This is a genomic window from Actinophytocola algeriensis, assembly GCF_014203735.1.
Lineage (GTDB): Bacteria > Actinomycetota > Actinomycetes > Mycobacteriales > Pseudonocardiaceae > Actinophytocola > Actinophytocola algeriensis.
The window spans coordinates 99814-123859 of record NZ_JACHJQ010000013.1 but is presented as its reverse complement, the minus strand read 5'-3'; the positions used below and the strand labels follow the sequence as shown (position 1 = coordinate 123859).

Here is a 24046-nt window from a genome sequence, read left to right as displayed (position 1 = left end):
GTATGACGGGCGTCGACCGCCCCGTCTCCGCCGGGCGGCCGGAGGTACCGGTCGCGGCTCTCGGCGAAGCGGTCTTCTGCGTCGGCAACGCCGCCGAGTGCGACCACTACGCGGAGGACGGTGCCGTGCGGATCCCGTGGAGCGGCACGCCGCGCCAGGAGGACCTGACGCGGATACGCGGCCTGGCGCTGTGCCCCACCGCGGCGCGGCTGAAGAAGGCGGTGCTGCCCGCCTACCTGCCGGACCTGCCGGACCTGCCGGACCTGCCGGACCTGGTGAACCTGGAGTCGCTGACGCTGCCCGCACCGCTCGCGGTGCGGCTCTGGGCCAGTGGCGTGTCTCCGCGGCCCCGCTCGCGGCCGACGCCGCCGTACCGGGGTTGCTACTCATAGGCCGCGGCGCTGTGCCACCGCCGCGGCCTGGATGCGGCTCTTCAGACCCAGCTTGCGCAGGATGTTCGACACGTGGACGCTCGCCGTCTTCGTGCTGATGAACAGCTCCGCCGCGATCTCGGCGTTGGTGCGCCCGAGGGCGACGAGCGCCAGCACCTCCACCTCCCGCGCGGTCAGCCCGTCCGGGTCCTCCTCGGCCGGGGCGGTGGTCGCGGCAGGCAGCGCCACCCTCGCCCGCTCGGCCAGCGCGCGCACGTCCTCGGCGAGCGGTACGGCGCCCAGTGAGGCCGCGATGGCGGCCGCCTCCGCCAGCGCGGTCACCGCGGGCTGCCGAGAGCCGCGGGTGAGCAGCAACGCCTCCGCTTCCCGGAACCGGGCGTAGCCCAGCAGGTGCCGGTCGTGGGCCGCGATCGCCACGACCGCCGCCCACGCCGCCGGGTCCGGCGTGGCCAGCCGGGTCCGTTCCGCGCGGGCCGTGGCCAGCGAGCGCAGCGTCCTCGGCAGTGGTGCGACACCGTCCGCCGTCAGCGCCACCAGGTGGGCCTCGCCGGCCGCGAGGATCTCGTCGGCCCGTGCGAGGTCGTCGCCGGCGTCCGCCTCGACCCGGACGCCGATCGCCACCAGCCGGGCGGCGCGGTGCTGGTTGTCGGCGCCCAGTGCGATCCGCAGCCCCTCCCGCACCGCGGCGCGTGCATCGGCCCAGCGACCCTCCTGGAGCGCCATCAACGCCTGCAGGGCGGACAACTCGGTACCGAACTGCACGTCGTCCTGTCCGGCCAGTGTGGCCGCCGCCGGAGCCAGCAGTGCCGCGGCCGCCGCCACGTCGCCGCGTTTGAGGTACAGGTCCGCCCGCGTCTGGTCCACCGGCAGCCGCGTGAACGCGTCGGCGCCCTGGTCCGTCGGGTCCTCAGCGGTGTCGAGCGCCTCGTCCCACCTGGACAGCTCGGCCAGCGCGCGCACCTGGTTGCCGACGATCAGCAGCAGGTAGAAGTCGAACCCGAACTCACCCGCCCGCGCGATGCCCTCGCGGGACAGGGCGAGCGCGTCCTCCGCCCGGTCCACCCACACCAGCGCCTCGGTGTGGTTGGCGTAGTTGACTCCGAGCATCCTCGGGTCCCGCGTCTCGGTCGCGAGCGCGAGGTGCTGCCGCAGGTACGCGAGCCCGTCCTCGACCTGCCCGGTGCCGATCGAGCTGATCCCCAGCACCATCAGCCCGCGCGCGTACGAGCGGGTGTCGCCTGCGGCCTCGGCCACCGGGATCAGCTCGCGCGCGAACCGCAGCGCCTCGCGGTGGCGGGACTGCAGCATCGCGAGGCCCATCCGGTGCGCCATGATCGCGACCCGCTCCGGCGAGTCCGCCGGGATCAGCTCCAGCGCACGCTGGTTGGCCGACCTGGCGAGCGGCCAGTCCGCCGACGCCCACGCCCGGTGCGCCAGCTCCGCGTACGCGACCGCGACCCGCTCCGGCTCCCGCACCGGGTCGAGCAGCGCCAGCCGCTCCCGGGTCAGCTCGACCGCACGGGCGTTGCGGGACGCGATGCTGGCGGCCGCCGCGGCCCGCTCCAGCACCGTGTCCAGGTCCAGCCCGGTCAGCGCCTCCGGGGCCGACGCCGCCCGCCAGCGCCGCAGCGCGCGTTCGTAGTGCGCGTGCGCCTCGGCGTGCGCGAACGCGGCGGCCGCCGAGGCACCGGCCAGCACGGAGGCCCTCAACGCCTCGTCCACCTCGCCCGCCGCGTCCCAGTGGTGCGCCAGCTCGGCGACCGGGGTCGGCCGGGCGGCGAGCAGCCGGGCCACCCGTGCGTGCGCGGCGCGCCGCTCGCCGGGCAGCAGGTCGGCGTAGATGGCTTCGCGGATCAGCGCGTGCCGGAACGCGTAGCCGTCCTCGCCCGAGGTCACCAGCTGCCCGTGGTGGATCAGGTCGCGCACCGAGCCGCCGATGTCCGCCTCGGACAACGCAGCCAACGCGGCAAGCTCCGCGAGCAGGTCGTGGGACACCGTCCTGCCGATCACCGACGCCAGGCGGGACAGCTGCCGCGCACCCTCCGTCAGCCTGGCCAGCCGGGTGATCACCACCTCGCGCACGGTCTGCGGCACCTCGCCGCGCGCCGGCCACGCCGCGATCAGCTCCTCGGTGAAGAACGGGTTGCCCTCGGCCCTGGCCAGCAGCATCTTCACCATCTCGCCGCCGGGCTCGACGCCGAGCAGGCCGCGGGCCAGCGCGGTCGTCTCGGCCGGGTCCAGCGGCGGCAGCCGCAGCCGCTCGGTGTGCGGCAGCCTGCCCAGCTCCGCGACCACGCCCGCCACCGGGTGGTCACCGCCGACCTCGCCCGAGCGGTGCGTGCCGATCTGCAGCACCGGTGCGTGCCGCAGCGCCCGCTGCAGGAACACGAACAGGTCGCGGGTCGACGCGTCCGCCCAGTGCAGGTCCTCCAGCACCAGCACGACGGGCCTGCCCGCGGCGGCGATCACGTCGGCGACGCGGCGGAACACCGTGGCCCGGTCGGTGCCGCCGCCGAAGAGCGCCTGCCGCTCCGGCAGCCCGCGGAGCGCCTCCTCGAACGGCGCGTAGGGGATGTCGGCCTCGAGCTGCAGGCAGCCGCCGGACAGCACGGTCGCGCCGTCGCGGGCGGCCTGGTCCGCGAACTCCTGGGTGAGGCGGGTCTTGCCGACCCCCGCGTCACCCTCGACCAGCACGAGCCTGCCGGTGCCAGCCGTCGCGTCGGTGAGGGCGGCGGCCAGCACGGCCAGCTCACTCCGCCTGCCGATCAGCTCCGGCACCGACACCCGTCGTGACACGCGGCCAGTATCCACCTGTGCGTGTGAGGCACGGCACGTCCGGCCTAAGTCATCGGGACGCGCGATCTGAGGCAATGCCCGATGTGCCGCCCCACCGTGACCGCGAGTATTGGCCGCGACGGGCAGGGAGCGCGACATGATCGTCAGCACGATGTACGGGTATCCGTTGCAGGACAGTGTTCAGGACTGGCCGCCGCTGCCGGAACGGGAGTTCCGGCCGCTGCACCGGGCGGTCCTCGCCGCACTCGGTCGGATCGACGGGCAGCGGCTGCTGGACGTCGGCTGCGGGGTCGGGCTGTTCCTGTGTGCCGCCGAGCAGCGGGGGGCGCTGGTCGCGGGCACGGACACCGCCGTGGAGCGGCTGGAGATCGCGCGCTGGGCGCTCCCGGACGCCGACCTGCGGGTCGGTGGGCTCGTCGAACCGGGAGAGGCACTGCCGTTCGACAACGGCACGTTCGACGTCGTGACGACGGGGGCGTCGGCACACAGCGGGACGGACCGTGCGGCGGTGCTGACCGAGCTGGTGCGGGTGGTCCGCCCCGGCGGGCGGGTCGCGGTCGGCGGCTGGGGCCGGCCGGCCGGCGGCTGGGCCGGGACATTCGCGGGCCACCTGCGCCGGCTCGACCTCCTCCCACCCGCCGCGGGCGCCGACGAGGGCGTGGACGGCGCGCTGCGGGCCGCCGGGCTCACCGTCCTGCGCGGCGGCGAGGTGGCGTGCCAGGCCAGGTACCCGAGCGTCGGCGCGGCGTGGACCGCCATGCTCGGCAGCGAACCGATCCTGCGTGCGATCCGTCTCGCGGGGGAGACACCCGTGCGTGCGGCCTTCACCGAATCGGTGGCCGACGCTGTTGCTCCGGACGGTGTCGTGCGCCTGCCGAAGTCGTTTCGCTACGTAGTCGCCACGGCGGCTGCGTCCACCATGTGGGCACCGGACGACGAACCGGATAACGATTCACGCGCCAGAGTCGAAAGACCCTGCGGGAGGGACGAGATCCACGACTAGGCAGCGAGGACATGGCTGAGAACCGCAAGACCACCACGGCATCACCGCTTCCCACCACGCAGGGCCGCGTCGTGTGGTGCCAGGGCCGCGCCCTCGTGCGCGAGGACGCACGCTGGGTGGGCGTCGACGACAAGGGGCGGCCCCGGTCGCTCACCGACGCGGACCTGCGCCGCCGTGGCTGGAGCCTGACCCGCATGGCACGCTGACCGGCGAATACTCTGCAGGGCATGGCTTCCCTGCCCGAAGAGCTGCCCGACCGGTGGCTCACCATCCCGAACCTGCTGAGCGTGATCCGCCTTGCGCTGGTGCCGGTGTTCCTGTGGCTGCTCCTCGGCCCGAAGGCCGACGGCTGGGCGCTCGCCATCCTGGTCTACAGCGGCGTTTCCGACTGGGCAGACGGCAAGATCGCGCGCTGGCTCAACCAGGCCAGCAGGCTCGGCGCCCTCCTCGACCCCGCCGCCGACCGGCTGTACACGCTCGCCACGGTGGTCGCGTTCGTGCTGCGCGACATCATCCCGCTGTGGTTCGCGCTGGTCCTGGTCGGCCGTGACCTCATGGTCGCCGTGTGCATCTGGGTGCTCAAGCGCAACGGGTTCGGTCCGCCGGAGGTCACCTACATCGGCAAGGCGGCGACGTTCAACCTCATGTACGCGATGCCGCTGCTGCTGATCGCGCAGGGCGGTTCGGACTTCGCGACGATCGCCCGGCCGGCGGCCTACGCGTTCGTCGTGTGGGGCAGTGCGCTGTTCGTCTGGTCCGGCCTGCTCTACCTGGTGCAGACACGCATGGCACTGCGCTCACCACTGCAGGCCAAGCCCATCTAAGCTTCGGCCAAACCCACTCTCCGCGGAGGAAGTTCAGTGACGCCGGAAGACCTCAAGTACACGGAAGAGCACGAGTGGCTCGCCAAGACCGAGGGCAGCACCGTGCGTGTCGGCATCACCGACTACGCGCAGGACCAGCTCGGTGACGTGGTGTTCGTCGAGCTCCCGAAGGTGGGGGAGAAGGTGGACGCCGGTTCACCGCTCGGCGAGGTGGAGTCCACCAAGAGCGTCTCGGAGATCTTCGCCCCGGTGTCCGGCGAGGTGACCGCGGTGAACAACGCGCTGGACGAGTCCCCGGAGCTGATCAACTCCGACCCGTACGGCGAGGGCTGGATCGTCGAGATCACCGCCACGGACATCGCCGCGCTGGACGATCTGATGGACGCCGCGGCCTACCAGGCACTCACCGACAAGTAGGACCGGGAGGTCACCTCCGGGCGTGCTGATCGCGCACGGTAGGTTAGCTAAGGACAAGAAGCATCAGCAGGAGGAGAGCTCAGGTGAGCACCAACGACGGGCCCGGCGTGCCGCCGGAGCAGTCGCCGGAGCGGACTTCCGTCTTCCGGGCCGACTTCCTCGACGCAGAGGCGACCGAGACCCCAGCCCCGGAGCCTTCCGTCGCGGGTGTGGACGCTCTGCCGGCGGGTTCCGCTCTCCTGGTCGTCAAGCGCGGGCCGAACGCGGGTTCCCGCTTCCTGCTCGACCGCGACACCACGAGTGCGGGGCGGCACCCGGACAGCGACATCTTCCTCGACGACGTCACGGTCTCCCGCAGGCACGCCGAGTTCCGGCGTGAGGGCGGCGAGTTCGTGGTGATCGACGTCGGCAGCCTGAACGGCACCTACGTCAACCGGGAGCCGGTGGACCAGGCCGTTCTCGCCGGCGGCGACGAGGTGCAGATCGGCAAGTTCCGCCTCGTGTTCCTCACCGGCGTCAACGCGTCCTAGGGCTCAAGCGGAGGATAGATGTGACGGCGGCCGGGCGGCCGGCTGGCGACCGGCTGAGCATCGGTGCGGTGCTCAGCCGGCTACGCGAGGAGTTCCCGGACGTCACCATCTCGAAGATCCGGTTCCTGGAGGCGGAAGGGCTGGTACAGCCCGCCCGCACCGCCTCCGGGTACCGGCAGTTCACGGCCGCCGACGTCGATCGCCTGCGTTTCGTCCTCGCCGCGCAGCGGGACCACTACCTGCCGCTCAGGGTCATCAAGGAACAGCTGGACGCGGCCGACTCCGCCGAACGGCCACGCGTACTGCGTGCCGTCCCGGCCGACGGCCTGCCCGCCGCGGAGGACTTCGCGGAGCAGCCGATCCGCCGGATGACCCGCGAGGAACTGATCGAGTCAGCGGGTATCGACCCGGCCACGCTGAGTGAGCTGGAACAGTACGGGCTGGTCAAACCCGGTGCGGCTGGCCTGTACGACAACGAGTCGGCGCAGGTCGCCGCCATCGTGCACGCACTGGCCGACTTCGGCGTCGAACCCCGTCACCTGCGCGGATTCCGCGCGGCGGCCGACCGGGAGGTCGGGCTCGTCGAGCAGATCGTGGCACCCATGCGGGGGCGCAAGGCGGACGAAGCGGTCCGTGAGCTGGCGGCGTTGTCCGTCGGGCTGCACACGATGCTCGTCAAGGCTGGTTTACGGCGTATCGCGGGGAAGTAAGCTGAAGATCAACCAGTTGCCACGATATGACATCGGCACTCGATCGTCTCCGGATTGCACAAGCGTCGGAACCGGATGGCGGGTAGCGTCGAGGTCATCGATAAGCGATGCTCGAAGGTGTGGATGCACATCCTCGCTGAGCCAGTCGGAGGGAGGCGAACCCGATGAGCGAGATGCGAGTCGTGGGCGTGCGGGTGGAGCTACCCGCCAATCAACCGATCTTGCTGCTGCGCGAGACCGACGGCGAGCGATACCTCCCGATCTGGATCGGCTCGGTGGAAGCGACGGCCATCGCACTCGAGCAGCAGGGGGTCCGGCCGGCCCGGCCGCTGACGCACGACCTGCTCAAGGACGTGATCGGGGCGTTGGGCCGGGAGCTCGAGCAGGTGCGGATCACCGATCTGCGCGAGGGCACGTTCTTCGCGGAACTCGTCTTCGACGGCGACATCCGGGTCTCGGCGAGGCCCAGCGACTCGGTGGCGCTCGCGCTGCGGGTCGGCGTACCCATCCACGCCGAGGACTCCGTGCTCCAGGAGGCCGGGCTCATCATCCCGGACGAGCAGGAAGACGAGGTCGAGAAGTTCCGCGAGTTCCTCGACAGCGTCTCCCCGGAAGATTTCCGCGGCGCCGACACGTGAGATGAGCTGGTTCCGGACGGCCGCGGAAAGCTTGGGAAGGCCGGGTGCGGGTGTCCCGCATGAACACAGTCGCGGCGCCGACACGTGAGATGAGCTGGTTCCGGACGGCCGCGGAAAGCTTGGGAAGGCCGGGTGCGGGTGTCCCGCATGAACACAGTCGCGGCGCCGACACGTGAGATGAGCTGGTTCCGGACGGCTACGGAAAGCTTGGGAAGCCCGGGTGCGGGTGTCCCGCATGAACACAGTCGCGGCGCCGACACGTGAGATGAGCTGGTTCCGGACGGCTACGGAGCACAACGGCGGCGCCGACACCTGAGGCCCGGCGTTGATGACTGATCGGTAACAAAGTCTCCATATCAGGTTTAGGTTTGCGACCTGTCGTCCGCGCGTCGCGTTGACCCTGTCCCCCCGCCGACCTACCGTCGTATTGACGAGCTGACGGCTCGCGCGTGGCAGGGAAACTGGAGGCAGGCGTGGTCGAGGAAGGTCCCGTCACCGGAGAGCAGGGCGAGCTGTTTCCGGACCAGTCCGGACCGGACGAGCTCGTCGGCTACCGCGGGCCCGCGGCTTGTCAGATCGCCGGTATCACGTACCGCCAGCTGGACTACTGGGCGCGGACCGGGCTGGTGGCCCCGTCCATTCGCAGTGCGCACGGCTCCGGCTCGGCACGGCTGTACTCGTTCAAGGACGTCCTGGTCCTGAAGGTGGTCAAGCGACTGCTCGACACCGGGGTGTCGCTGCAGAACATCCGCGTGGCGGTCGACCACCTGCGCAGGCGCGGGGTCCGCGACCTGGCCAGGATCACGCTCTTCTCCGACGGGACGACGGTGTACGAGTGCACGTCGCCAGAGGAGATCGTCGATCTGCTGCAGGGCGGGCAGGGGGTCTTCGGGATCGCCGTGTCCGGGGCCATGCAGGAGATCAACGGGACCATCCACGAGTTCCCGGCCGAGCGTGCTGACGGCGGCATCGTCGAGACGGTCGTCGACGACGAGCTGACCGCCCGGCGAAAGGCCCGCAACGCTGGGTGAGACCGTGCGAACGGTCCGTTGACGCGTGGTTGCGGCCGGTTCGCGTCGGTGCTCGTCGTTACGCTGGATTCCGGGGGCCGGCGGCCGCCTGCGGACAACGTCCTGAAGGTCCCGTTCGAGGAAGCGGCTCCCGGCCGTGACCGCCGGTGAACCGGACGTCGCGTTCGCGACCTTGCGGGGGTTGATCGCCGGTAGCGGGGTACGCTACGCGCGTAGTCGTTGATCCCGCGCGGGAGAGACCGAGTCCGGCTCGGCGCCGAAGGAGCAACTCCTCCCCGGAACCTCTCAGGCACCCGAACCGCGTGGTGGAGACGCCTCTGGAAAGCGGTCCGGCACCGGACCCGCCGAAGGTGCAAGTCCAGATGATGTGGACGAAGCTCTCAGGCGCACGTCGTAGCGTGCACGGACAGAGGGGGAGGGCAGCCAGACGCATGCCCACCCCACGCTCCGGAGGCGCGCAGATGACCCAGGACCGGATCCCACTCGCCGCCCTTGAGGACGGCACCCTCTTCGCCGACCGGCACATCGGGCCGCGGCCTGCCGAGCTGGCGCGCATGCTCGACGTGATCGGGGTCGGGTCGCTCGAGGAACTCGTCGAGCGCGCCGTGCCCGACTCGATCCGGGAGGCGAACCCCGATCTCGGGTTGCCCGCACCCGCCTCCGAGGCGCAGGCGCTGGCCGAGCTGCGTGGGCTCGCCGCCAAGAACACCGCGCTGACCTCGATGATCGGGCTCGGCTACTACGGCACCGTCACGCCGCCCGTCATCCTGCGCAACGTGCTCGAGTCGCCCGCCTGGTACACGGCCTACACGCCCTACCAGCCCGAGATCTCCCAGGGCCGCCTCGAGGCGCTGCTGAACTTCCAGACGATGGTGGCCGACCTCACCGGGCTGCCGCTCGCCAACGCCTCCATGCTCGACGAGTCCACCGCCGCCGCGGAGGGGATGACGCTCGTGCGGCGGGCCGGGAAGGCCAAGAGCAACCGCTTCCTCGTGGACGCCGACACGTTCCCGCAGACCGTCGCCGTGATCGAGACCAGGGCCGAGCCGCTCGGGATCGAGGTCGAGGTCGCCGACCTGGAGAACGGGCTGCCGGACGGGGACTTCTTCGGGTTGCTGCTCTCCTACCCGGGTGCCGGCGGCGCTGTGCGCGACCACGCCGCGCTCATCGAGGCCGCGCACGAGCGTGGGGCCCAGGTCGTCGTCGCCGCGGACCTCCTGTCGTTGACGCTCCTGCGGGCGCCAGGGGAGGTCGGGGCCGACGTCGTCGCCGGGTCCACCCAGCGGTTCGGGGTGCCGATGGGCTTCGGCGGACCGCACGCCGGGTACCTCGCCGTGCGGCAGGGGCTCGAGCGGCAGCTGCCCGGCCGGCTGGTCGGGGTGAGCGTCGACGCCGACGGCAACCGTGCCTACCGGCTCGCGCTGCAGACCCGTGAGCAGCACATCCGCCGTGAGAAGGCCACCAGCAACATCTGCACCGCGCAGGTGCTGCTCGCCATCGTCGCCTCCATGTACGCCGTCTACCACGGGCCCGACGGGCTGCGGAACATCGCCACCCGCGCCCACCGGATGGCCGCCGTGTTCGCCGCCGGGTTGCGGCAGGGCGCGGTCACCGTCGTGCACGACCACTTCTTCGACACCGTGCTCGTCGAGGTGCCGGGGCGGGCCGACGAGGTTGTCGGGAACGCGCGTGACCGCGGCATCAACGTCCGGCGCGTCTCCGCCGACCGGGTCGCCGTCGCCTGTGACGAGACCACCACGCGGGACCACGTGCGCAAGCTGTGGGCCTCGTTCGGCGTGGACGGCGACCTCGAGCGGCTCGACGCCGACACCGAGGACGCGTTCCCGGCCGAGCTCCGCCGCACGTCCGAGTACCTCACGCACCCCGTCTTCTCCACGCACCGCTCGGAAACCGCGCTGCTGCGGTACCTGCGTGCCCTGTCGGACAAGGACGTCGCGCTCGACCGGTCCATGATCCCGCTCGGGTCGTGCACCATGAAGCTGAACGCCACCGCCGAGATGGAGCCCATCACCTGGCCGGAGTTCTCGAGCCTGCACCCGTTCGCGCCCGCCGACGACGCGGCCGGGCTGCTGGGCATCGTGGCCGACCTCGAGGACTGGCTCGCGCGGGTCACCGGGTACGACGCGGTCAGCCTGCAGCCCAACGCGGGCAGCCAGGGCGAGTTCGCGGGCCTGCTCGCCATCCGCGCCTACCACCGCGCGAACGGCCAGGGCGACCGCGACGTCTGCCTCATCCCCGCCAGTGCGCACGGCACCAACGCCGCCAGCGCCGCCATGGCGGGCATGCGCGTGGTCGTGGTTCGCTGTGACGCGGACGGGAACATCGACCTCGACCACCTGCGGTCCACAGTGGACGCGCACCGCGACGACCTGTCCGCCATCATGATCACGTACCCGTCGACGCACGGCGTGTACGAGGACACCGTGCGGACCGTGTGCGAGCTGGTGCACGACGCGGGCGGCCAGGTCTATGTGGACGGTGCGAACCTGAACGCGCTCATCGGGTTGGCGCGCTTCGGGAAGTTCGGCGCCGACGTGTCACACCTGAACCTGCACAAGACGTTCTGCATCCCGCACGGCGGCGGCGGTCCTGGTGTCGGGCCGATCGGTGTGCGCGAGCACCTGGCGCCGTACCTGCCGAACCACCCGCTGCAGCCGAAGGCCGGCCCGGAGACCGGCGTCGGACCGATCAGCGCGGCGCCGTGGGGCAGCGCGTCGATCCTGCCGATCTCGTGGGCGTACGTGCGGATGATGGGCGGTACCGGGCTGCGGCGCGCGACCATGACCGCGGTCGCCGCGGCGAACTACGTCGCGAAGCGCCTGAACGAGCACTTCCCGGTGCTGTACGCGGGTGCCGGCGGGTTCGTCGCCCACGAGTGCATCCTCGACCTGCGCGGCATCACCAAGGCCACCGGCATCACCGTCGACGACGTCGCCAAGCGGCTCGCCGACTACGGCCTGCACGCTCCGACGATGTCGTTCCCGGTGGCGGGCACGCTGATGGTGGAGCCGACCGAGAGCGAGGACCTGGCGGAGCTGGACCGCTTCTGCGACGCCATGATCGCGATCCGCCGCGAGATCGACCGGGTCGCGCACGGCGACTGGCCGCTGGAGGACAACCCGCTGCGCGGCGCGCCGCACACGGCCGAGTCCATCGCGGGCAAGTGGGACCACCCGTACAGCCGCGAGGAGGCCGTGTACCCGCAGGGCGCGACGGGCCAGAAGATCTGGCCGCCGGTGCGGCGCATCGACGGCGCGAAGGGCGACCGCAACCTGGTCTGCTCCTGCCCACCCATCGACACTTACTAGTCCGCCTCCCCGGATTTCAAAGTGTTGGTCCCGACCCAGCGACACCGGCGGACCGCGCGCGGTCGGTGGCTGAGTGCCGTCACGTTCCCCTGAGGTAACTGCTGCTCAGGCCAAGACTTTGCACAAAGATCCAAGGGGCACTGCCAGACGATCGGCGCCGGACCGTGCTGTGTGGTCCGGCGCCGATCGAGTCAGCACAGCGCGGCCTCCGCCGCGGCGCGGGAGTTCGCGGCGCTGCCGTCGGCGAGGCGGCCGTTGGTCACCACGAACACCGCGCGGCCGTCCTCGGTGGCCGCGGTGAACGTGTCGAAGCCCGGCAGGTTTCCCGCGTGGCCCCAGGCGGAACCACCGCAGGGCAGGGAGATCTCGCCGATCCCGAGACCGTAGTCGTACCCCCTGGCCGGCACGGTCGTGCGCATCTGCCGGAGCAGGTCCGGGCGCAACACCTTGCCGGACAACAGGGCCCGCACGAACCGGGTCAGGTCCGGGCCGGTGGAGACGAGCGAGCCGGCGGCGCCGGGCAGGCTCGGCTCCAGCTCGGTGATGTCCATGACCGGCTGGCCGGGGAAGGCGAAGTAGCCATGCGCGTGCGGTCCCCGGATCCGCTTGTCACCCGCTTCCGGGTACGTGGTCCCGCCGAGCCCGAGCGGCCGGATCAGCCGGTCGGTGACCTCCGCGCCGAGGTCGTTGCCCGTCACCTCTTCGACGATCATGCCGAGCACGATGTACCCGGTGTTGGAGTACGCCCACGCCGCACCGGGCGCGAACAGCGGCGGGTGGCTCAACCCGATCGCCACCAGCTCCTCAGGGCGCCACGGATGGTTGTTCGCGTCCGGGTCGGCCAGCACGTCGGCGACGTAGTCCGCCATGCCGCTGGTGTGCTGCAACAGCTGCCGCACGGTGATCTTCGTGCCGTCGTACCCGTTGCCGTGCACCAGCCCCGGCACGTACTCCTCGATGGGCGCGTCCAGCTCGACCTCGCGCTCCTCGACGAGTTGCAGCACCACCGCGGCCGTGAACATCTTGGTGTTGCTCGCGACCCGCACCCGGTCGCGGGGCCGGATCGGGCGGTCGGTGCCCAGCTCGGCGGTGCCGCTCGACACCGACCAGCGGCCGCGCCGGTCCTGGCCGTACACCATCGCACCCGGCGCACCAGCCGCGGTGAAGCCGTCGATGACCGCTTGCACATCGGCGTGGTCACCGGGGTGGCCACCACGTGGTGTCGCGGCCGCGGGCACCGCCGCCACACAGCCGAGCGCCAGCGCCAGCGAACCCGCGACGACGCGCGTGGATTTCCTCGTCAGCACAACACAACCCCCAAGTCGCGTGGATGATCGTGCCGACGTTACGGAGCGGCCCCGCGCCGGGACATCCGGGAAACCCCCGGAATCCTGGTGGGGACAGCCCTACCTGCCGGTGATCTTGTCCAGTAGCGCCTGGGCTTCGTCGCGCGTGTACCGCGCCGAGATCTGGATCTCGCCGCCCGGGATGGCGGACTGGATCGCAGGTGCCATGAGCACCTGCTCGTCCGCGACCATCGCGAGCCGTTCGCCGATGTGGTCGGCGGTCCAGTCGCCGAACGCCTTGCCGTCGGCGTCGTCCAGGTCGAGGGTCAGGACCCAGTTGCCCACGGTCTCCTCGAGTGTGACCTCCGCGCTGTCCAGGCGGCGGATCGTGAGCATCGGCTCGGCCAGCGTGAGCCGTTCGCCGTCGTCGGTGGGCAGGACGATCACCGTCGGGTCGGTCGACTCGGTCTCCAGCACCGGCCGCAGCTCGATCGGCACGGCCAGGTCGACCGATTCCGCGCGGCTCTCCTCCGTGCTCTCCGGCGCGCCACCCGTCCGTGACGTGCACCCGGCCAGCATCAGCGCGGCCAGCACGCAGACGAAGAACGACCTCATCCCAGCAACTCCTCGCACACCGCAACAAGCTCCGCCCGCAGCGGCCGCGCGCGCTCGGTGAACCCGGCCTGCTCCCGCCGGTACCGGGCCCGGCCCTCCGCCGTCTCGATCCGTACCGGAGCGTAGCCGAGCGGGGCGAGGTCGTAGGGGCTCGCGCGCATGTCGAGCGAGCGGATGTCGAGTGCCAACTCGAAGCAGTCGGCGACCAGCTCGGACGGGACGTACGGGTCGAGCTTGTAGCTCCACTTGTACAGGTCCATGCCCGCGTGGAGGCAGCCGGGCTGTTCGAGCGCGACCTGGTCGGACCGCTGTGGCTGCAGGGAGTTCAGCGGGCGCGCGTCGTGGGTGAAGAACCGGAACGCGTCGAAGTGCGTGCACCGCACGGGAAGCGACTCGACGACCGCGTCCGTGGCGTCGCCGCCCAGCCGCAGCGGCCAGTTCTCGTGCCGGATCTCCCCGGACCGGTACACCATCGCCCACTCGTGCAGCCCGAAACAGCCAAGGTGCGGCTTGCGTGCCGCGGTCGCGGTCAGCAGGGCGTGCACGAACTCGACGGCCGACCGCCGCGCGGCGGGCAGCGGCGCCAGCGTCACGCCGTGCTCGGTGCGCCGGTAGGCGGGCCACCGCAGGAACTCGTCGGCGTCGGCCAGTTCGACGCCGGGGCCGGGGTGCCAGCGCAGCAGCCGCGCGGGACGGTGCGAGTAGTAGGTGAACAGGAAGTCGAGCACCGGGTGCCGTTCGCCCCGGGCACGGCGCTCCCGCAGGGGATCCGTCCACCGCCGCACCCGCGAGACGTGCGCGTCCTGGCGGGCCCGCCACTCGACTGCCGGGAGGATCGTGCGGTTCACGGTCCTCACGCTAGCTCCCGGGCGAGTCTGCGGGTCGCCTCGGTCAGCTCGGCCGGGGTCGCGGCCGCGTACGTGAGGCGCAGGTGGGGTCCCGGCGGCTCGGTCACGTAGTACGGGTGGCCCGGCTCGATCACCACGTCCCGTTTGCGGGCGCGGGTGACCAGGTCGATCTCGTCGACCTCCGCCGGCAGCCGCACCCACAGGTGGAGACCGCCCGACGGGACGTGCGTCAGCTCCACCTGCGGCAGGTCGCGGCGCAGCCCCGCCACCAGCGCGTCCCGCCGGTCCCGCAGCGCCGCCCGCAGCGTGGTCAGGTGGCGCTGCCAGGCGGGGGAGCCGAACAGCTCGATCGCGATCTCCTGCAGCGGCCGGGAGATGAACAGGTCCTCGACGCGCCGGATCGCCGCGAGCCTGCCCGCCGCCGGACCGCGGGCGACCAGTGCGCCCACCCGCAGGCTCGGCGCGACCGGCTTCGTCAGCGACGTCAGGTACACGACGTGCCCGTTGCGGTCGTCCCGCAGCAGCGGGGGCGGGGCGGTGCGGTCCAGTGCGAGGTGGCGGGCCCAGTCGTCCTCGATCAGGAACGCGCCGGCCGCGTGCACCACGTCGAGCACCTCCTGCCTGCGTGCCGGGGCCAGCACCGCGCCGGTCGGGTTGGCGAACGTCGGCTGCGTGTACACGAGCGCGGCGCCGGTCCGCGCGAACGCCTCGGCGAGCAGGTCCGGCCGCAGCCCGTCGGTGTCGGCGGGCACGGGGACCGGCCGCAGGTCCGCGGCCTGCGCGGCGGCGACCGCACCGAGGTAGGTCGGTGCCTCCAGCAGCACGGGCGCACCGGGTGGGGACAGCGCGCGGAACGCCGCGGACAGACCGGACTGGCCGCCCGCGACCACCGTGACGTCCCCGGCGTCGACACCGATCGTGGCGGCGAACCCGGCTCGCAGCTCCGGCAGCCCGGTCGGTGGCACCCGTCCCCACGCACCCGGCCTGCGGGCGGCACGCGCCGCCGCGGTGGCGAGGAAACGGGTGGGCTGCAGGTCGTCGCCGAGGTAGCCCGACGACAGGACCAGCGTGCCGGGCTCCGGCACCTCGAGGAGCCTGCCGAGGTGGGCGGTGTTGACGCGGGCGTCGCCGAGCGCGACGGTCTGCCAGCCGACGTCCTCGACCGGCGTCTGCCGCGGTGCGACGAACGTGCCGCGGCCCGGTTCGGTGACCACCGTGCCCTCGGCCGCGAGCCGCGCGAGGGCCCGGCCGACGGTGACCGGGCTGACGCCGTGCTCCGCGACGATGGACCGGCTCGACGGCAGCTGGTCGCCGGGCGCGAGCGCGGCGGCCCGTGCGCGCAGCGCACTGGCGAGCCGGACCACACTGCTATCGTTGGACATGTCAGTGAAGGATAGCGCTACCGTCGCGCGCCGTGCCCCGCTACTCGACGCGGGCCTGCTGTGGGGAAGCATCGGGGTGCTGGCGTTCAGCGTCACCTTCCCGGCGTCCGAGGCCGCGCTGCCCGCGTTCGGCGCGGTCACCGTCGGGCTCGGCAGGGCCATCCCGGCGGCACTGCTCGGCGCGGTGTGCCTGCTCGCCGCGCGTGCGCCCCGGCCGACCGCGAACCAGTGGCGGCGGCTCGCGCTCGTCGCCGTCGGCGTGGTGGTCGGCTTCCCCCTGTGCAGCGTGCTTGCCTTGCGGGACACCACATCCGCGCACAGCGCCGTCCTCGTCGGGCTCCTGCCCGCGGCCACCGCGGCGCTCGCCGTCGTGCGCGGGGGAGAGCGGCCGAAGTGGCCGTTCTGGGCGGCGTGCGGGTTCGGCATGGTGACCGTGCTCGGGTTCGCGGTGGTCCAGGGCGCCGGGCAGATCCGGGTGGCCGACCTGTGGCTGCTCGCGGCGGTCGGGCTGGCCGCGCTCGGCTACACCGAGGGCGGCGTGCTGGCCCGCGAGCTCGGCGGCTGGCAGGTCATCTCGTGGGCGCTACTCCTCGCGCTGCCGGCAGTGATACCGGTGACGCTCCTGACCGCGGAACCGTGGCACGCGCCGGACGTCAACGCGTGGCTCGGCCTCGCGTACGTGAGCGCGGTGAGCATGTTCGCCGGGTTCTACGCGTGGTACCGCGGCCTCGCGCTCGGCGGGATCGCGCGGATCTCGCAGCTCCAGCTCCTGCAGCCGGTGCTGACGCTGATGTGGTCCGCGCTGTTGCTGTCCCAGCACATCAGCCCCGCGACCGCGGGCGCGGCCGTGCTGGTCATCGCCGCCGTGGCGGTCACGCAGCGGACCAGGTCCAGGGTCGCCACCCAGGTCAGCGGGGATCGGACAGCACCAGTTCCCCGATGACGAACGTGGTGGTCGCGAAACTCGACGCGGCCATCACGGCGTCCTCGTGCTGCGAGGGCCACAGCGTGTCGTCGGAGAACCGGGCGTGGCTGAGCTCGGTCTCCGCGAACCGCGTGTCGGCGAACCTCGTGTCGATCAGGTCGCTGCCCGCGAGCGACGCCCCCGCCAGGTTCGCGCGGGCCAGGTCCGCCCTGGTCAGGTCGGCGCTCCTGAGCGACGCCCCGGACAGGTCCGCGTCGGCGAGCGTGCCGCCGGGCAGCCGCAGGCCGCGCAGGTCGGCGCCTGCGAGGCACGTCCCGTGCAGGTCGACGGCCGCGGTGACGTCGTGGTCGTACGGCCGGGCGCGCAGCGTGGCTAGCGCGGCGCCGACGTCGGCGGCAGGCACGCTGCCCGCGCAGCGCTGGTCGCCGGCCTCGGGCGCCTGGCGCCGCACGAACTCCGCGAGCGCCGCGAAGATCGCGGGTACCTTCCCGACGTACTGCTGCGCCAGCCGGTCCAGCACCGCGAGCGCGGCGAGCCGCTCGTCGAGGTCGGCGGACTTCAGCCGCGCCACGGTGCGGGTGAGGGTGTCGTCGCCTGCCGACGTGACCGGGCGGGTGTCCTCGGGCGGGCGCAGCAGCACCGGTGTCGCGGCGCCGAGCACGATCGCCACGACCAGGAGCACCGCGAGCCGCCCACCGCCGGTCCACGTCCGCGTGCCGTCGCGGCACAGGTACGCCAGCACGGCGACGGCCACCCCCGCGACGAGACCGCCTGCCACCGGTGCCAGCCAATCCCCCATCGGCTCAGGATGGCAGAGGGCGGCGCCGCCGGGAAGGAACCCGGAGACGCCGTCCCACCATCAGGTGTCCGGGTCGGTGTGGGTGCCGTCCCGCACGGTGCCGACGTACTCCTCGACCAGGTCCTCCAGTGCCACCACACCCAGCACCGTGCGGTCCGCCGCCACCGCCTTCGCCACGTGGCTGCGCGCCCGGCGCAGCGCGGCGAGCGCCTCGTCGAGCCGCGAGTCGGCCGGGATCTCGGGCAGCCCGCGGACCCGGTGGTAGGGCACCGGTGTCGACGGGTCCTGGTCCGCCTGGTCCAGCACGTCCTTGACGTGCAGGTAGCCGTTCAGCCTGCCGTCGGGCATGCGCACCGGGAACCGCGAGAAACCGGTGCGGTTGACCGCTTCCTCCATGTCGCCGACCGTCGGCGGGTGCGGCAGCGTCTCGACCTCGTCGAGCGGCACCAGCACCTCGGCGACCGTCCGCTCCGCCGACGACAGCGTCTGCGTGAGCCGCCGGTGCTCCGCCGGGTCGAGCAGGCCCTCGCGCCGCGAGTCCGCGATCATGTTCGCGAGCTCCTCCGGCGTGTGGGCGCTCTCGATCTCGTCCTTCGGCTCGACCTTCAGCAACCGCAGCACACCGTTGGCCGCCGCGTTGAGCAGTGCGATCACCGGCCGGATCAGCCGCACCCAGCCGACCAGCGCGGGCGTCAGCCACACCGCCGTCTTCTCCGGCGCGGCGATCGCGATGTTCTTGGTGACCATCTCGCCCAGCACGATGTGCAGGATCGACACGATCACCAGCGCGATCGCGAACGCCAGCGCGTGCAGCACGGCGGCGGGCAGGTTCAGCGGGCCGAGCAGCACTTCGAGGAAGTGCGCCACGGTCGGCTCGCCGAGCGCGCCGAGACCGATGGTGCACAGCGTGATGCCGAGCTGTGCGCCAGCCATCATCATCGACGTGTGCTCGGCGGCCCGCATGACGATCCTGGCCCGTTCCACCCCGCCTTCCGCGAGCGCTTCGAGCCGGTCGCGCCGCGCGCTGACCAGTGCGAACTCGGCACCGACGAAGAACGCGTTGAGCAGCAACAAAAGCGCGGCGACGAGTATGGCAACCCCTCCGGTCATCGCGCTGCCACCTCCTCGCGGTTCTCCACCCGTTCGGCGTCGGGGACCTTCGCCACCCGCAGCTCCGCGACCCGGTGCCGGTCCATGGCCATCACGGTGATCCGCCAGCCGTCGATCCGCACCTCGTCGTTGACCTCGGGAATGCGGCCCAGCCGTGCCAGCACCAGTCCGGCGAGGGTTTCGTAGTCACCGGTCGGCATCCGGAACCCGGTGGCGTCGGCCAGCTCGTCGTCCCGCAGCAGCCCGGACACCATCCAGCTCTCGCGGCCGAGCGGGCGGACCGGGTTGACCTCACCGCGGTCGTGCTCGTCGCGCACGTCGCCGACGATCTCCTCGACCAGGTCCTCCAGCGTGACCAGGCCCGCCGTGCCGCCGTACTCGTCGACGACCACCGCGAGCTGCAGGCCCGACTCGCGCAGCCGCTCGAGCAGCGTGTCGCCGTCGAGGCTCTCCGGCACGGTCTGCACCGGCAGCGCCAGCTTGTTCACCGCGGTCGTGCCGCGCTGGTCCACCGGCACGCTGAACGCCTGCTTGACGTGCACGACCCCGCGCACGTCGTCGAGATCTCCTTCGTGCACGGGGAAACGCGAGTAGCCGGTGCGCCGGGTCAGCTCGATCAGGTCGAGCACGGTCGCGTCCGTCGGCAGCGACTCGACCTGCACGCGCGGCGTCATCAGCTCCTCCGCCGAACGGTCACCGAACCGCAGCGACCGGTCCAGCAGCGTCGCGGTGCCGGGGTCGATCGTGCCGTGCTCGGCGCTGGTGCGGACGAGCGAACCCAGCTCCTGCGGTGACCGCGCGGAGGCCAGCTCGTCGGCAGGCTCGATGCCGAGCCTGCGCACGAGCCAGTTCGCCGCGCCGTTGAGCAGGTTGATGAACCAGCGCAACGCGGAGGAGAACCTGATCTGCGCACCCGCCACGGCGCGCGCGGTGGCGATCGGCTTGGAGATCGCCAGGTTCTTCGGCACCAGCTCGCCGAACAGCATCGAGATCACGTTCGCGATGATCAGCGCGACCACCAGCGCGATCGGCAGGGCAGCGCCCTCGGGCACACCGAGCACGTCGAGCAGCGGCCGGACCCAGTCCGTGATGATCGGCTCGGCGAGGTAACCCATGGTCAGGGTCGTGATCGTGATGCCCACCTGCGCGCCGGAGAGCTGGAAGGACAGCGACTGGTGCGCCTTGTGGACCTGCTTCGCGCGGGCGTCGCCGACCGTGCGCAGCTGGTGTTCCACCTGGCTGCGTTCCAGCGCGGTGAGGGAGAACTCGGCCGCGACGAAGATCGCCGTGCCGAAGGTGAGTGCGATGATGGCGAGAACGCCGAGGACTTGCAGCAGTAATCCGGTCATCGGGGGTCACCGCCGAGGACCGGGTCGATATGGCAGCCGGGCTCTCCCGGCTCGGTACTGTCGCTGGGGGACTGTGCTTCGGGCACGGTTTCAGGTCACTCCTATCCGCTTCGGGATGGTGACCAGTGTAAAGGGCCGGGGGCGGCTACGGTTGCCGTCCGAGCAGCCCGACCAGGCGTGCCGCCGAGGGCGCGTCCCGCGGTACCGCGACCGGCGTGCCGAACAGTCCCGTCGCCGACCACGCGTCCGCCTGCGGCTCGATGAAGGCGATCAGCGCCTCGGCGAGCTCGTCGGGGATGGCCGCGTCCGCGCCGAGCGCCGTCGCCAGGTCCCAGCCGTGCACCGTGAGGTCGGTGGTCATCTGCCAGCCGTACTCCGCGGCGGCCTGGTCGCCCGAGCTGAGGTGGACGGTGCCGTCGAGGGCACCGGGCCGCAGCCAGGCCGACCGCGCCACGTCACTCGCCGCGCGCCACGCCGCCAGCGGGTCGTCGTGCAGCTGGTCGCCGTCGAACTTGTCGCCGACCTCGGCCAGGGTCCGCCCGTCGAGCACGTCCGGTACCCACAGCTGGTCCACCACGATGTGGTTGACCAGGTCCCGCACGGTCCAGTCGCCGCACGGCGTCGGCGAGTCCCAGTCGGTCAGCCCCACCTTGTGCATCGCCCGGTCGAAGGTGTCCATGGCCTGTCCGTGCGCGTCCAGGAGATCCATGTCCCCAGCATCGCACCCGCGGTGCGCCCGCCGCTCGCCCGCACGACCGCGGCGCTATCCGGGGTCAGGACGCCGAGCGGCGCCGCACCGACTGTTCGACGAGGTCGAGCACTGGCTCCAGGTCGTCGGCGGGCAGGCCCATGGCGAGGTGGGAGACGAGGCCTTCGAGGACCAGTTCCAGGTACGCGGTGAGGACGTCGACGTCCACGTCGTCACGAAGGTTGCCGGCCTCGCGCTGGCGGACGAGGCGTGCGCGGGTGGCGAGGGTGAGGTTGCGCGACCGTTCCGCCCAGCGCTCCCGGAACTCCGGGTCGGTGCGCAGCCGCCGCGACAGCTCCAGCCTGCTGCCGAGCCAGTCGGCGCCGTTCTTGGTCGCCAGCAGGTCACGCATGACCTGGACGAGGCCGTCCTTCGCGACCACGTCCGCCATGCGCAGGGCGTCGTCCTCGGCGAGTGCGAGGAAAAGCGACTCCTTGTCGCGGAAGTGGTGGAAGATGGCGCCGCGGGACAGGCCCGTGGCCTCCTCGAGCCGTCGCACGGTGGCGCCCTCGTAGCCGAAACGAGCGAAGCAGACGCGGGCCCCGTCGAGGATCTGGTGGCGACGCGCTTCGAGGTGATCCTGGCTGACCCGTGGCACCGCCTGATCGTCGCAGTCCGTTCACCGCGATGCAATCCGTACGTACGTCTTCCAGGCGCTTTCCGGTTTCTCCTGCTTGTCCCAATCGCCGTCCACACGTTCTGCGTTTCACCGTCACGTAATTGTCGGTGGGCGCGTGTAGCGTCGATTTCCAGGAGGTGATGGCTGTGACAGCAGTCCAAGACCCGCAGGTCACGGGGCCTGACCGGCGCCGTCTGCGGGACCGGGTCGAGGCGGAGGCATATGTCGCCTCGGTCTGCTTCAAACACGGGCCACCGAAACTCCACGGAGTGGAGCTCGAGTGGATCGTCCACCACGAGGAGGATCCCCGGCGGCCACTGGACCCCCGTCGTCTGGTCGCCGCGCTCGGCCCCCACGCACCCCGCACCCTGACCCCCGACAGCCCTCAGCAACCACTGCCATCCGGCTCTCCGCTCACCGTCGAACCCGGCGGCCAGGTGGAGATCTCCGCACTACCCCGATCCTCACTCGCCGAGTTGTTCGACGCGGTCCACGCCGACCTCGCGTTTCTCACCGAACTACTCGCCGCAGCGGGCCTGGTCCTCGGCGACAAAGCTGTCGACCCGCACCGGTCTCCCGCCCGAATCCTCGACACCCCGCGCTACGCCGCGATGGAGCACGTCTTCGAGTCCATCGGGCCGCACGGAATCACCATGATGTGTTGCACCGCCGGTCTGCAGGTGTGCCTGGACGCCGGTGAGGCGGACACGGTCGCGCAGCGGTGGGCGGCGGTGAGCGCGCTCGGTCCGGTGTTGGTCGCCGCGTTCGCGAACTCCCCGACGCTCTCCGGCAGCCAGACCGGCTGGGCGTCGGCACGGATGCGCGCGGTGCTCGGCACCGACCCGGCCAGGTCGTTCCCGTCCGCGATCGTCGCGGACCCGGCCGCCGACTGGGCCCGCCGCGTGCTGGACACGCCCGTTCTCTGCGTGCGCGGGGAGGGCGCACGCTGGCACACGCCTGCCGGCCTCACGTTCGCCGACTGGGTGGCGGGCGGCTTGCCGACACCGCCGACCACCGACGACCTCGACTACCACCTGTCGACCCTCTTCCCGCCCGTGCGCCCGCACGGGTACCTCGAGGTGCGTTATCTCGACGCGCAGGCGGGCAGCGGCTGGGTCACGCCGACCGCGCTGCTCTCGGCGCTGGTGTCGGACCGGCGCACGGTCGACGCCGTGCTGGACGCCTGCCTGCCGGTGGGTGACCGGTGGCTGCCCGCCGCCCGTGACGGGCTCGCCGACCGGGCGATCGCCCGCGCCGCGACGACGGTGCTCGAACTGGGCGCCGCCGCGCTGCCCGGCATGGGCCTGCCTGCCGGCCTGACCTCGGCCATCGTCGCCGACCTCGACCGTCTCACCGTGAGGAGCAGCGCATGACCGCGGCAGACATCCCGACCGAGGCGCTCCGCACGCGGGTCGCGGAGCAGTTGCGGCGGGCGCGGGACCGGAGTGTGGCGCTGACCGACGCCGTCGACGACGACGACCTGGTGCGCCAGCACTCGAAGCTGATGTCCCCGCTGGTGTGGGACCTCGCCCACATCGGCAGCCAGGAGGAGCTGTGGCTCGTCCGCGACGTGGGTGGACGTGTTCCGCTGCGCCCGGACATCGACGACCTGTACGACGCGTTCCAGCACCCGAGGGCCGACCGGCCCGCGTTGCCGCTGCTGTCGCCTGCCGAGGCCCGCACCTACGTGCGCGAGGTGCGGGACAAGGCGTTCGACGTGCTGGAGCACAGCCCGCTCGACGGGCGGCGGCTGGAGGCGGGCGGGTTCGCCTTCGGCATGATCGTCCAGCACGAGCAGCAGCACGACGAGACCATGCTGGCCACCCACCAGCTGCGGTCCGGCGCGCCGGTGCTGAACGCGCCACCGCCACCGCCCGGTCGTCCGCTGCCGGCCGCCGAGGTGCTGGTGCCAGAGGGCCCGTTCACCATGGGCACCTCGATCGACGCGTGGGCGCTGGACAACGAACGGCCCGCACACGACGTGCACGTCGACGCGTTCTTCATCGACACCGCGCCGGTGACGAACGCCCAGTACCTCGCCTTCGTCGAGGCGGGCGGGTACGACGACCCCCGGTTCTGGTCCGAGGAGGGCTGGGCGTACCGGGCGAAGGCCGACCTGAACGCGCCGCGGTTCTGGGTGCGGGACGGTTCCGGCTGGCTGCGGAACCGGTTCGGGCACATCGAGCCGATCCCGCCGGACGAACCGGTGGTGCACGTGTGCTTCCACGAGGCACAGGCCTATGCCCGGTGGGCCGGCAAGCGGCTGCCGACCGAGCCGGAGTGGGAGAAGGCGGCCCGTTTCGACCCGGCCACCGGGCGGTCGCGCCGCTTTCCCTGGGGCGACGAGGATCCCGGCCCGGAGCACGCCAACGTGGGGCAGCGGCACCTGTCGCCCGCTCCGGTCGGCGCGTACCCGGACGGGGCGTCGCCGCTGGGCGTGCACCAGCTGGTCGGTGACGTGTGGGAGTGGCTCGACTCGGACTTCCACGGCTACCCGGGGTTCGAGGCGTTCCCGTACCGGGAGTACTCGGAGGTGTTCTTCGGCGGCGACTACAAGATGCTGCGCGGCGGCTCCTTCGGCACCGACCCGGTCGCGGGCCGGGCGACGTTCCGCAACTGGGACCACCCGATCCGGCGGCAGATCTTCGCCGGGTTCCGGTGCGCACGCGACGCGTCCCGCGAGCAGTCGGCCTGA

23 protein-coding genes and 1 riboswitch are annotated in these 24046 nt (G+C 72.1%); of the genes, 13 read left to right on the top strand and 10 right to left on the bottom strand.

Features of this window, described 5'->3' with window-relative positions; genetic code table 11:
* Window positions 1–2: 2 nt before the first annotated feature.
* The gene (locus FHR82_RS42805; RefSeq protein WP_184816428.1) at window positions 3–392 is read left to right on the top strand and encodes a hypothetical protein; all 390 of its coding nucleotides are present in this window, start codon (window positions 3–5) and stop codon (window positions 390–392) included.
* Here the strand turns inward: FHR82_RS42805 and FHR82_RS47855 are convergent.
* Entirely contained in the window at window positions 387–3188 is a 2802-nt protein-coding gene (locus tag FHR82_RS47855) for a helix-turn-helix transcriptional regulator (protein ID WP_184816427.1), read from the bottom strand. The genes FHR82_RS42805 and FHR82_RS47855 overlap by 6 nt on opposite strands.
* 136 nt (window positions 3189–3324) lie before the next feature.
* On the opposite strand from FHR82_RS47855, the gene FHR82_RS42795 reads away from it, so the two are divergent.
* The 9 genes from FHR82_RS42795 to gcvP all read left to right on the top strand — a co-directional run bounded on the left by FHR82_RS42795 (window position 3325) and on the right by gcvP (window position 11670).
* A complete protein-coding gene (locus tag FHR82_RS42795; protein ID WP_184816426.1) occupies window positions 3325–4191 on the top strand; it encodes a class I SAM-dependent methyltransferase in 867 nt (288 codons plus the stop codon).
* A gap of 11 nt (window positions 4192–4202) precedes the next feature.
* Window positions 4203–4397: a hypothetical protein gene (locus FHR82_RS42790; RefSeq protein WP_184816425.1), complete on the top strand. Its 195-nt coding sequence runs from the start codon at window positions 4203–4205 to the stop codon at window positions 4395–4397.
* Window positions 4398–4418: 21 nt separating this feature from the next.
* On the top strand, window positions 4419–5015 hold the full coding sequence (gene clsA, locus FHR82_RS42785) for a cardiolipin synthase ClsA (protein WP_184816424.1): 597 nt from the start codon (window positions 4419–4421) through the stop codon (window positions 5013–5015).
* Window positions 5016–5051: 36 nt separating this feature from the next.
* The gene (gcvH, locus tag FHR82_RS42780; protein ID WP_184816423.1) at window positions 5052–5432 is read left to right on the top strand and encodes a glycine cleavage system protein GcvH; all 381 of its coding nucleotides are present in this window, start codon (window positions 5052–5054) and stop codon (window positions 5430–5432) included.
* Window positions 5433–5515: 83 nt separating this feature from the next.
* Window positions 5516–5962: a glycogen accumulation regulator GarA gene (gene garA, locus FHR82_RS42775; protein ID WP_184816422.1), complete on the top strand. Its 447-nt coding sequence runs from the start codon at window positions 5516–5518 to the stop codon at window positions 5960–5962.
* Window positions 5963–5982: 20 nt separating this feature from the next.
* A complete protein-coding gene (gene ftsR, locus FHR82_RS42770; RefSeq protein WP_184816421.1) occupies window positions 5983–6672 on the top strand; it encodes a transcriptional regulator FtsR in 690 nt (229 codons plus the stop codon).
* A gap of 164 nt (window positions 6673–6836) precedes the next feature.
* Window positions 6837–7310 carry a bifunctional nuclease family protein gene (locus FHR82_RS42765; protein WP_184816420.1) on the top strand — a complete coding sequence of 158 codons (474 nt, stop codon included), beginning with the start codon at window positions 6837–6839 and terminating at the stop codon, window positions 7308–7310.
* A 473-nt stretch (window positions 7311–7783) separates the two neighbouring features.
* On the top strand, window positions 7784–8341 hold the full coding sequence (locus tag FHR82_RS42760; protein WP_184816485.1) for a MerR family transcriptional regulator: 558 nt from the start codon (window positions 7784–7786) through the stop codon (window positions 8339–8341).
* Window positions 8342–8561: 220 nt separating this feature from the next.
* Window positions 8562–8652, top strand: a riboswitch (glycine riboswitch).
* 150 nt (window positions 8653–8802) lie between these two features.
* The gene (gene gcvP, locus FHR82_RS42755) at window positions 8803–11670 is read left to right on the top strand and encodes an aminomethyl-transferring glycine dehydrogenase (protein ID WP_184816419.1); all 2868 of its coding nucleotides are present in this window, start codon (window positions 8803–8805) and stop codon (window positions 11668–11670) included.
* Window positions 11671–11861: 191 nt separating this feature from the next.
* Here the strand turns inward: gcvP and FHR82_RS42750 are convergent, their stop codons facing one another.
* From FHR82_RS42750 to FHR82_RS42735, 4 genes are all read right to left on the bottom strand, one after another.
* The gene (locus tag FHR82_RS42750; RefSeq protein WP_184816418.1) at window positions 11862–12977 is read right to left on the bottom strand and encodes a serine hydrolase domain-containing protein; all 1116 of its coding nucleotides are present in this window, start codon (window positions 12975–12977) and stop codon (window positions 11862–11864) included.
* 99 nt (window positions 12978–13076) lie between these two features.
* The gene (locus tag FHR82_RS42745; RefSeq protein WP_184816417.1) at window positions 13077–13571 is read right to left on the bottom strand and encodes a SecDF P1 head subdomain-containing protein; all 495 of its coding nucleotides are present in this window, start codon (window positions 13569–13571) and stop codon (window positions 13077–13079) included.
* On the bottom strand, window positions 13568–14419 hold the full coding sequence (locus FHR82_RS42740) for a 3-methyladenine DNA glycosylase (RefSeq protein WP_311771557.1): 852 nt from the start codon (window positions 14417–14419) through the stop codon (window positions 13568–13570). The genes FHR82_RS42745 and FHR82_RS42740 overlap by 4 nt, the downstream gene beginning before the upstream one ends.
* A gap of 5 nt (window positions 14420–14424) precedes the next feature.
* Complete coding sequence (locus tag FHR82_RS42735) at window positions 14425–15801, bottom strand: aminotransferase-like domain-containing protein (protein WP_184816416.1); 1377 nt, start codon at window positions 15799–15801, stop codon at window positions 14425–14427.
* Between FHR82_RS42735 and FHR82_RS42730 the strand changes: the two genes are divergently transcribed.
* A complete protein-coding gene (locus tag FHR82_RS42730) occupies window positions 15800–16744 on the top strand; it encodes a DMT family transporter (protein WP_221464992.1) in 945 nt (314 codons plus the stop codon). The genes FHR82_RS42735 and FHR82_RS42730 overlap by 2 nt on opposite strands.
* Here FHR82_RS42730 and FHR82_RS42725 read toward each other — a convergent pair.
* The 5 genes from FHR82_RS42725 to FHR82_RS42705 all read right to left on the bottom strand — a co-directional run bounded on the left by FHR82_RS42725 (window position 16710) and on the right by FHR82_RS42705 (window position 21330).
* Window positions 16710–17525: a pentapeptide repeat-containing protein gene (locus FHR82_RS42725; RefSeq protein WP_184816415.1), complete on the bottom strand. Its 816-nt coding sequence runs from the start codon at window positions 17523–17525 to the stop codon at window positions 16710–16712. The two genes, FHR82_RS42730 and FHR82_RS42725, sit on opposite strands and share 35 nt — an antisense overlap.
* 60 nt (window positions 17526–17585) lie before the next feature.
* Complete coding sequence (locus tag FHR82_RS42720; RefSeq protein ID WP_184816414.1) at window positions 17586–18635, bottom strand: hemolysin family protein; 1050 nt, start codon at window positions 18633–18635, stop codon at window positions 17586–17588.
* Window positions 18632–19984, bottom strand: coding sequence for a hemolysin family protein (locus tag FHR82_RS42715; protein ID WP_184816413.1), 1353 nt, complete (start codon window positions 19982–19984; stop codon window positions 18632–18634). Before FHR82_RS42715 ends, FHR82_RS42720 begins: the two co-directional genes overlap by 4 nt.
* A gap of 145 nt (window positions 19985–20129) precedes the next feature.
* Complete coding sequence (locus FHR82_RS42710) at window positions 20130–20693, bottom strand: TIGR03086 family metal-binding protein (RefSeq protein ID WP_184816412.1); 564 nt, start codon at window positions 20691–20693, stop codon at window positions 20130–20132.
* Window positions 20694–20757: 64 nt separating this feature from the next.
* Window positions 20758–21330 (bottom strand): TetR/AcrR family transcriptional regulator, encoded by a 573-nt coding sequence (locus FHR82_RS42705; protein ID WP_184816411.1) that lies wholly within the window; start codon window positions 21328–21330, stop codon window positions 20758–20760.
* Window positions 21331–21491: 161 nt separating this feature from the next.
* Between FHR82_RS42705 and egtA the strand changes: the two genes are divergently transcribed.
* A complete protein-coding gene (gene egtA / locus FHR82_RS42700; protein ID WP_184816410.1) occupies window positions 21492–22724 on the top strand; it encodes an ergothioneine biosynthesis glutamate--cysteine ligase EgtA in 1233 nt (410 codons plus the stop codon).
* Window positions 22721–24046, top strand: coding sequence for an ergothioneine biosynthesis protein EgtB (gene egtB, locus FHR82_RS42695; protein WP_184816409.1), 1326 nt, complete (start codon window positions 22721–22723; stop codon window positions 24044–24046). Before egtA ends, egtB begins: the two co-directional genes overlap by 4 nt.

Excerpts from the sequence above, each read along its gene's own strand:
- FHR82_RS42805 (WP_184816428.1), top strand. The coding sequence starts at position 3 with ATGACGGGCGTCGACCGCCCCGTCTCCGCCGGGCGGCCGGAGGTACCG.
- FHR82_RS42795 (WP_184816426.1), top strand. The coding sequence starts at position 3,325 with ATGATCGTCAGCACGATGTACGGGTATCCGTTGCAGGACAGTGTTCAG.
- FHR82_RS42790 (WP_184816425.1), top strand. The coding sequence starts at position 4,203 with ATGGCTGAGAACCGCAAGACCACCACGGCATCACCGCTTCCCACCACG.
- clsA (WP_184816424.1), top strand. The coding sequence starts at position 4,419 with ATGGCTTCCCTGCCCGAAGAGCTGCCCGACCGGTGGCTCACCATCCCG.
- FHR82_RS42765 (WP_184816420.1), top strand. The coding sequence starts at position 6,837 with ATGAGCGAGATGCGAGTCGTGGGCGTGCGGGTGGAGCTACCCGCCAAT.
- gcvP (WP_184816419.1), top strand. The coding sequence starts at position 8,803 with ATGACCCAGGACCGGATCCCACTCGCCGCCCTTGAGGACGGCACCCTC.
- FHR82_RS42745 (WP_184816417.1), bottom strand. The coding sequence starts at position 13,571 with ATGAGGTCGTTCTTCGTCTGCGTGCTGGCCGCGCTGATGCTGGCCGGG.
- FHR82_RS42730 (WP_221464992.1), top strand. The coding sequence starts at position 15,800 with ATGTCAGTGAAGGATAGCGCTACCGTCGCGCGCCGTGCCCCGCTACTC.
- FHR82_RS42735 (WP_184816416.1), bottom strand. The coding sequence starts at position 15,801 with ATGTCCAACGATAGCAGTGTGGTCCGGCTCGCCAGTGCGCTGCGCGCA.
- FHR82_RS42725 (WP_184816415.1), bottom strand. The coding sequence starts at position 17,525 with ATGGGGGATTGGCTGGCACCGGTGGCAGGCGGTCTCGTCGCGGGGGTG.
- FHR82_RS42720 (WP_184816414.1), bottom strand. The coding sequence starts at position 18,635 with ATGACCGGAGGGGTTGCCATACTCGTCGCCGCGCTTTTGTTGCTGCTC.
- FHR82_RS42715 (WP_184816413.1), bottom strand. The coding sequence starts at position 19,984 with ATGACCGGATTACTGCTGCAAGTCCTCGGCGTTCTCGCCATCATCGCA.
- FHR82_RS42710 (WP_184816412.1), bottom strand. The coding sequence starts at position 20,693 with ATGGATCTCCTGGACGCGCACGGACAGGCCATGGACACCTTCGACCGG.
- egtA (WP_184816410.1), top strand. The coding sequence starts at position 21,492 with ATGGCTGTGACAGCAGTCCAAGACCCGCAGGTCACGGGGCCTGACCGG.
- egtB (WP_184816409.1), top strand. The coding sequence starts at position 22,721 with ATGACCGCGGCAGACATCCCGACCGAGGCGCTCCGCACGCGGGTCGCG.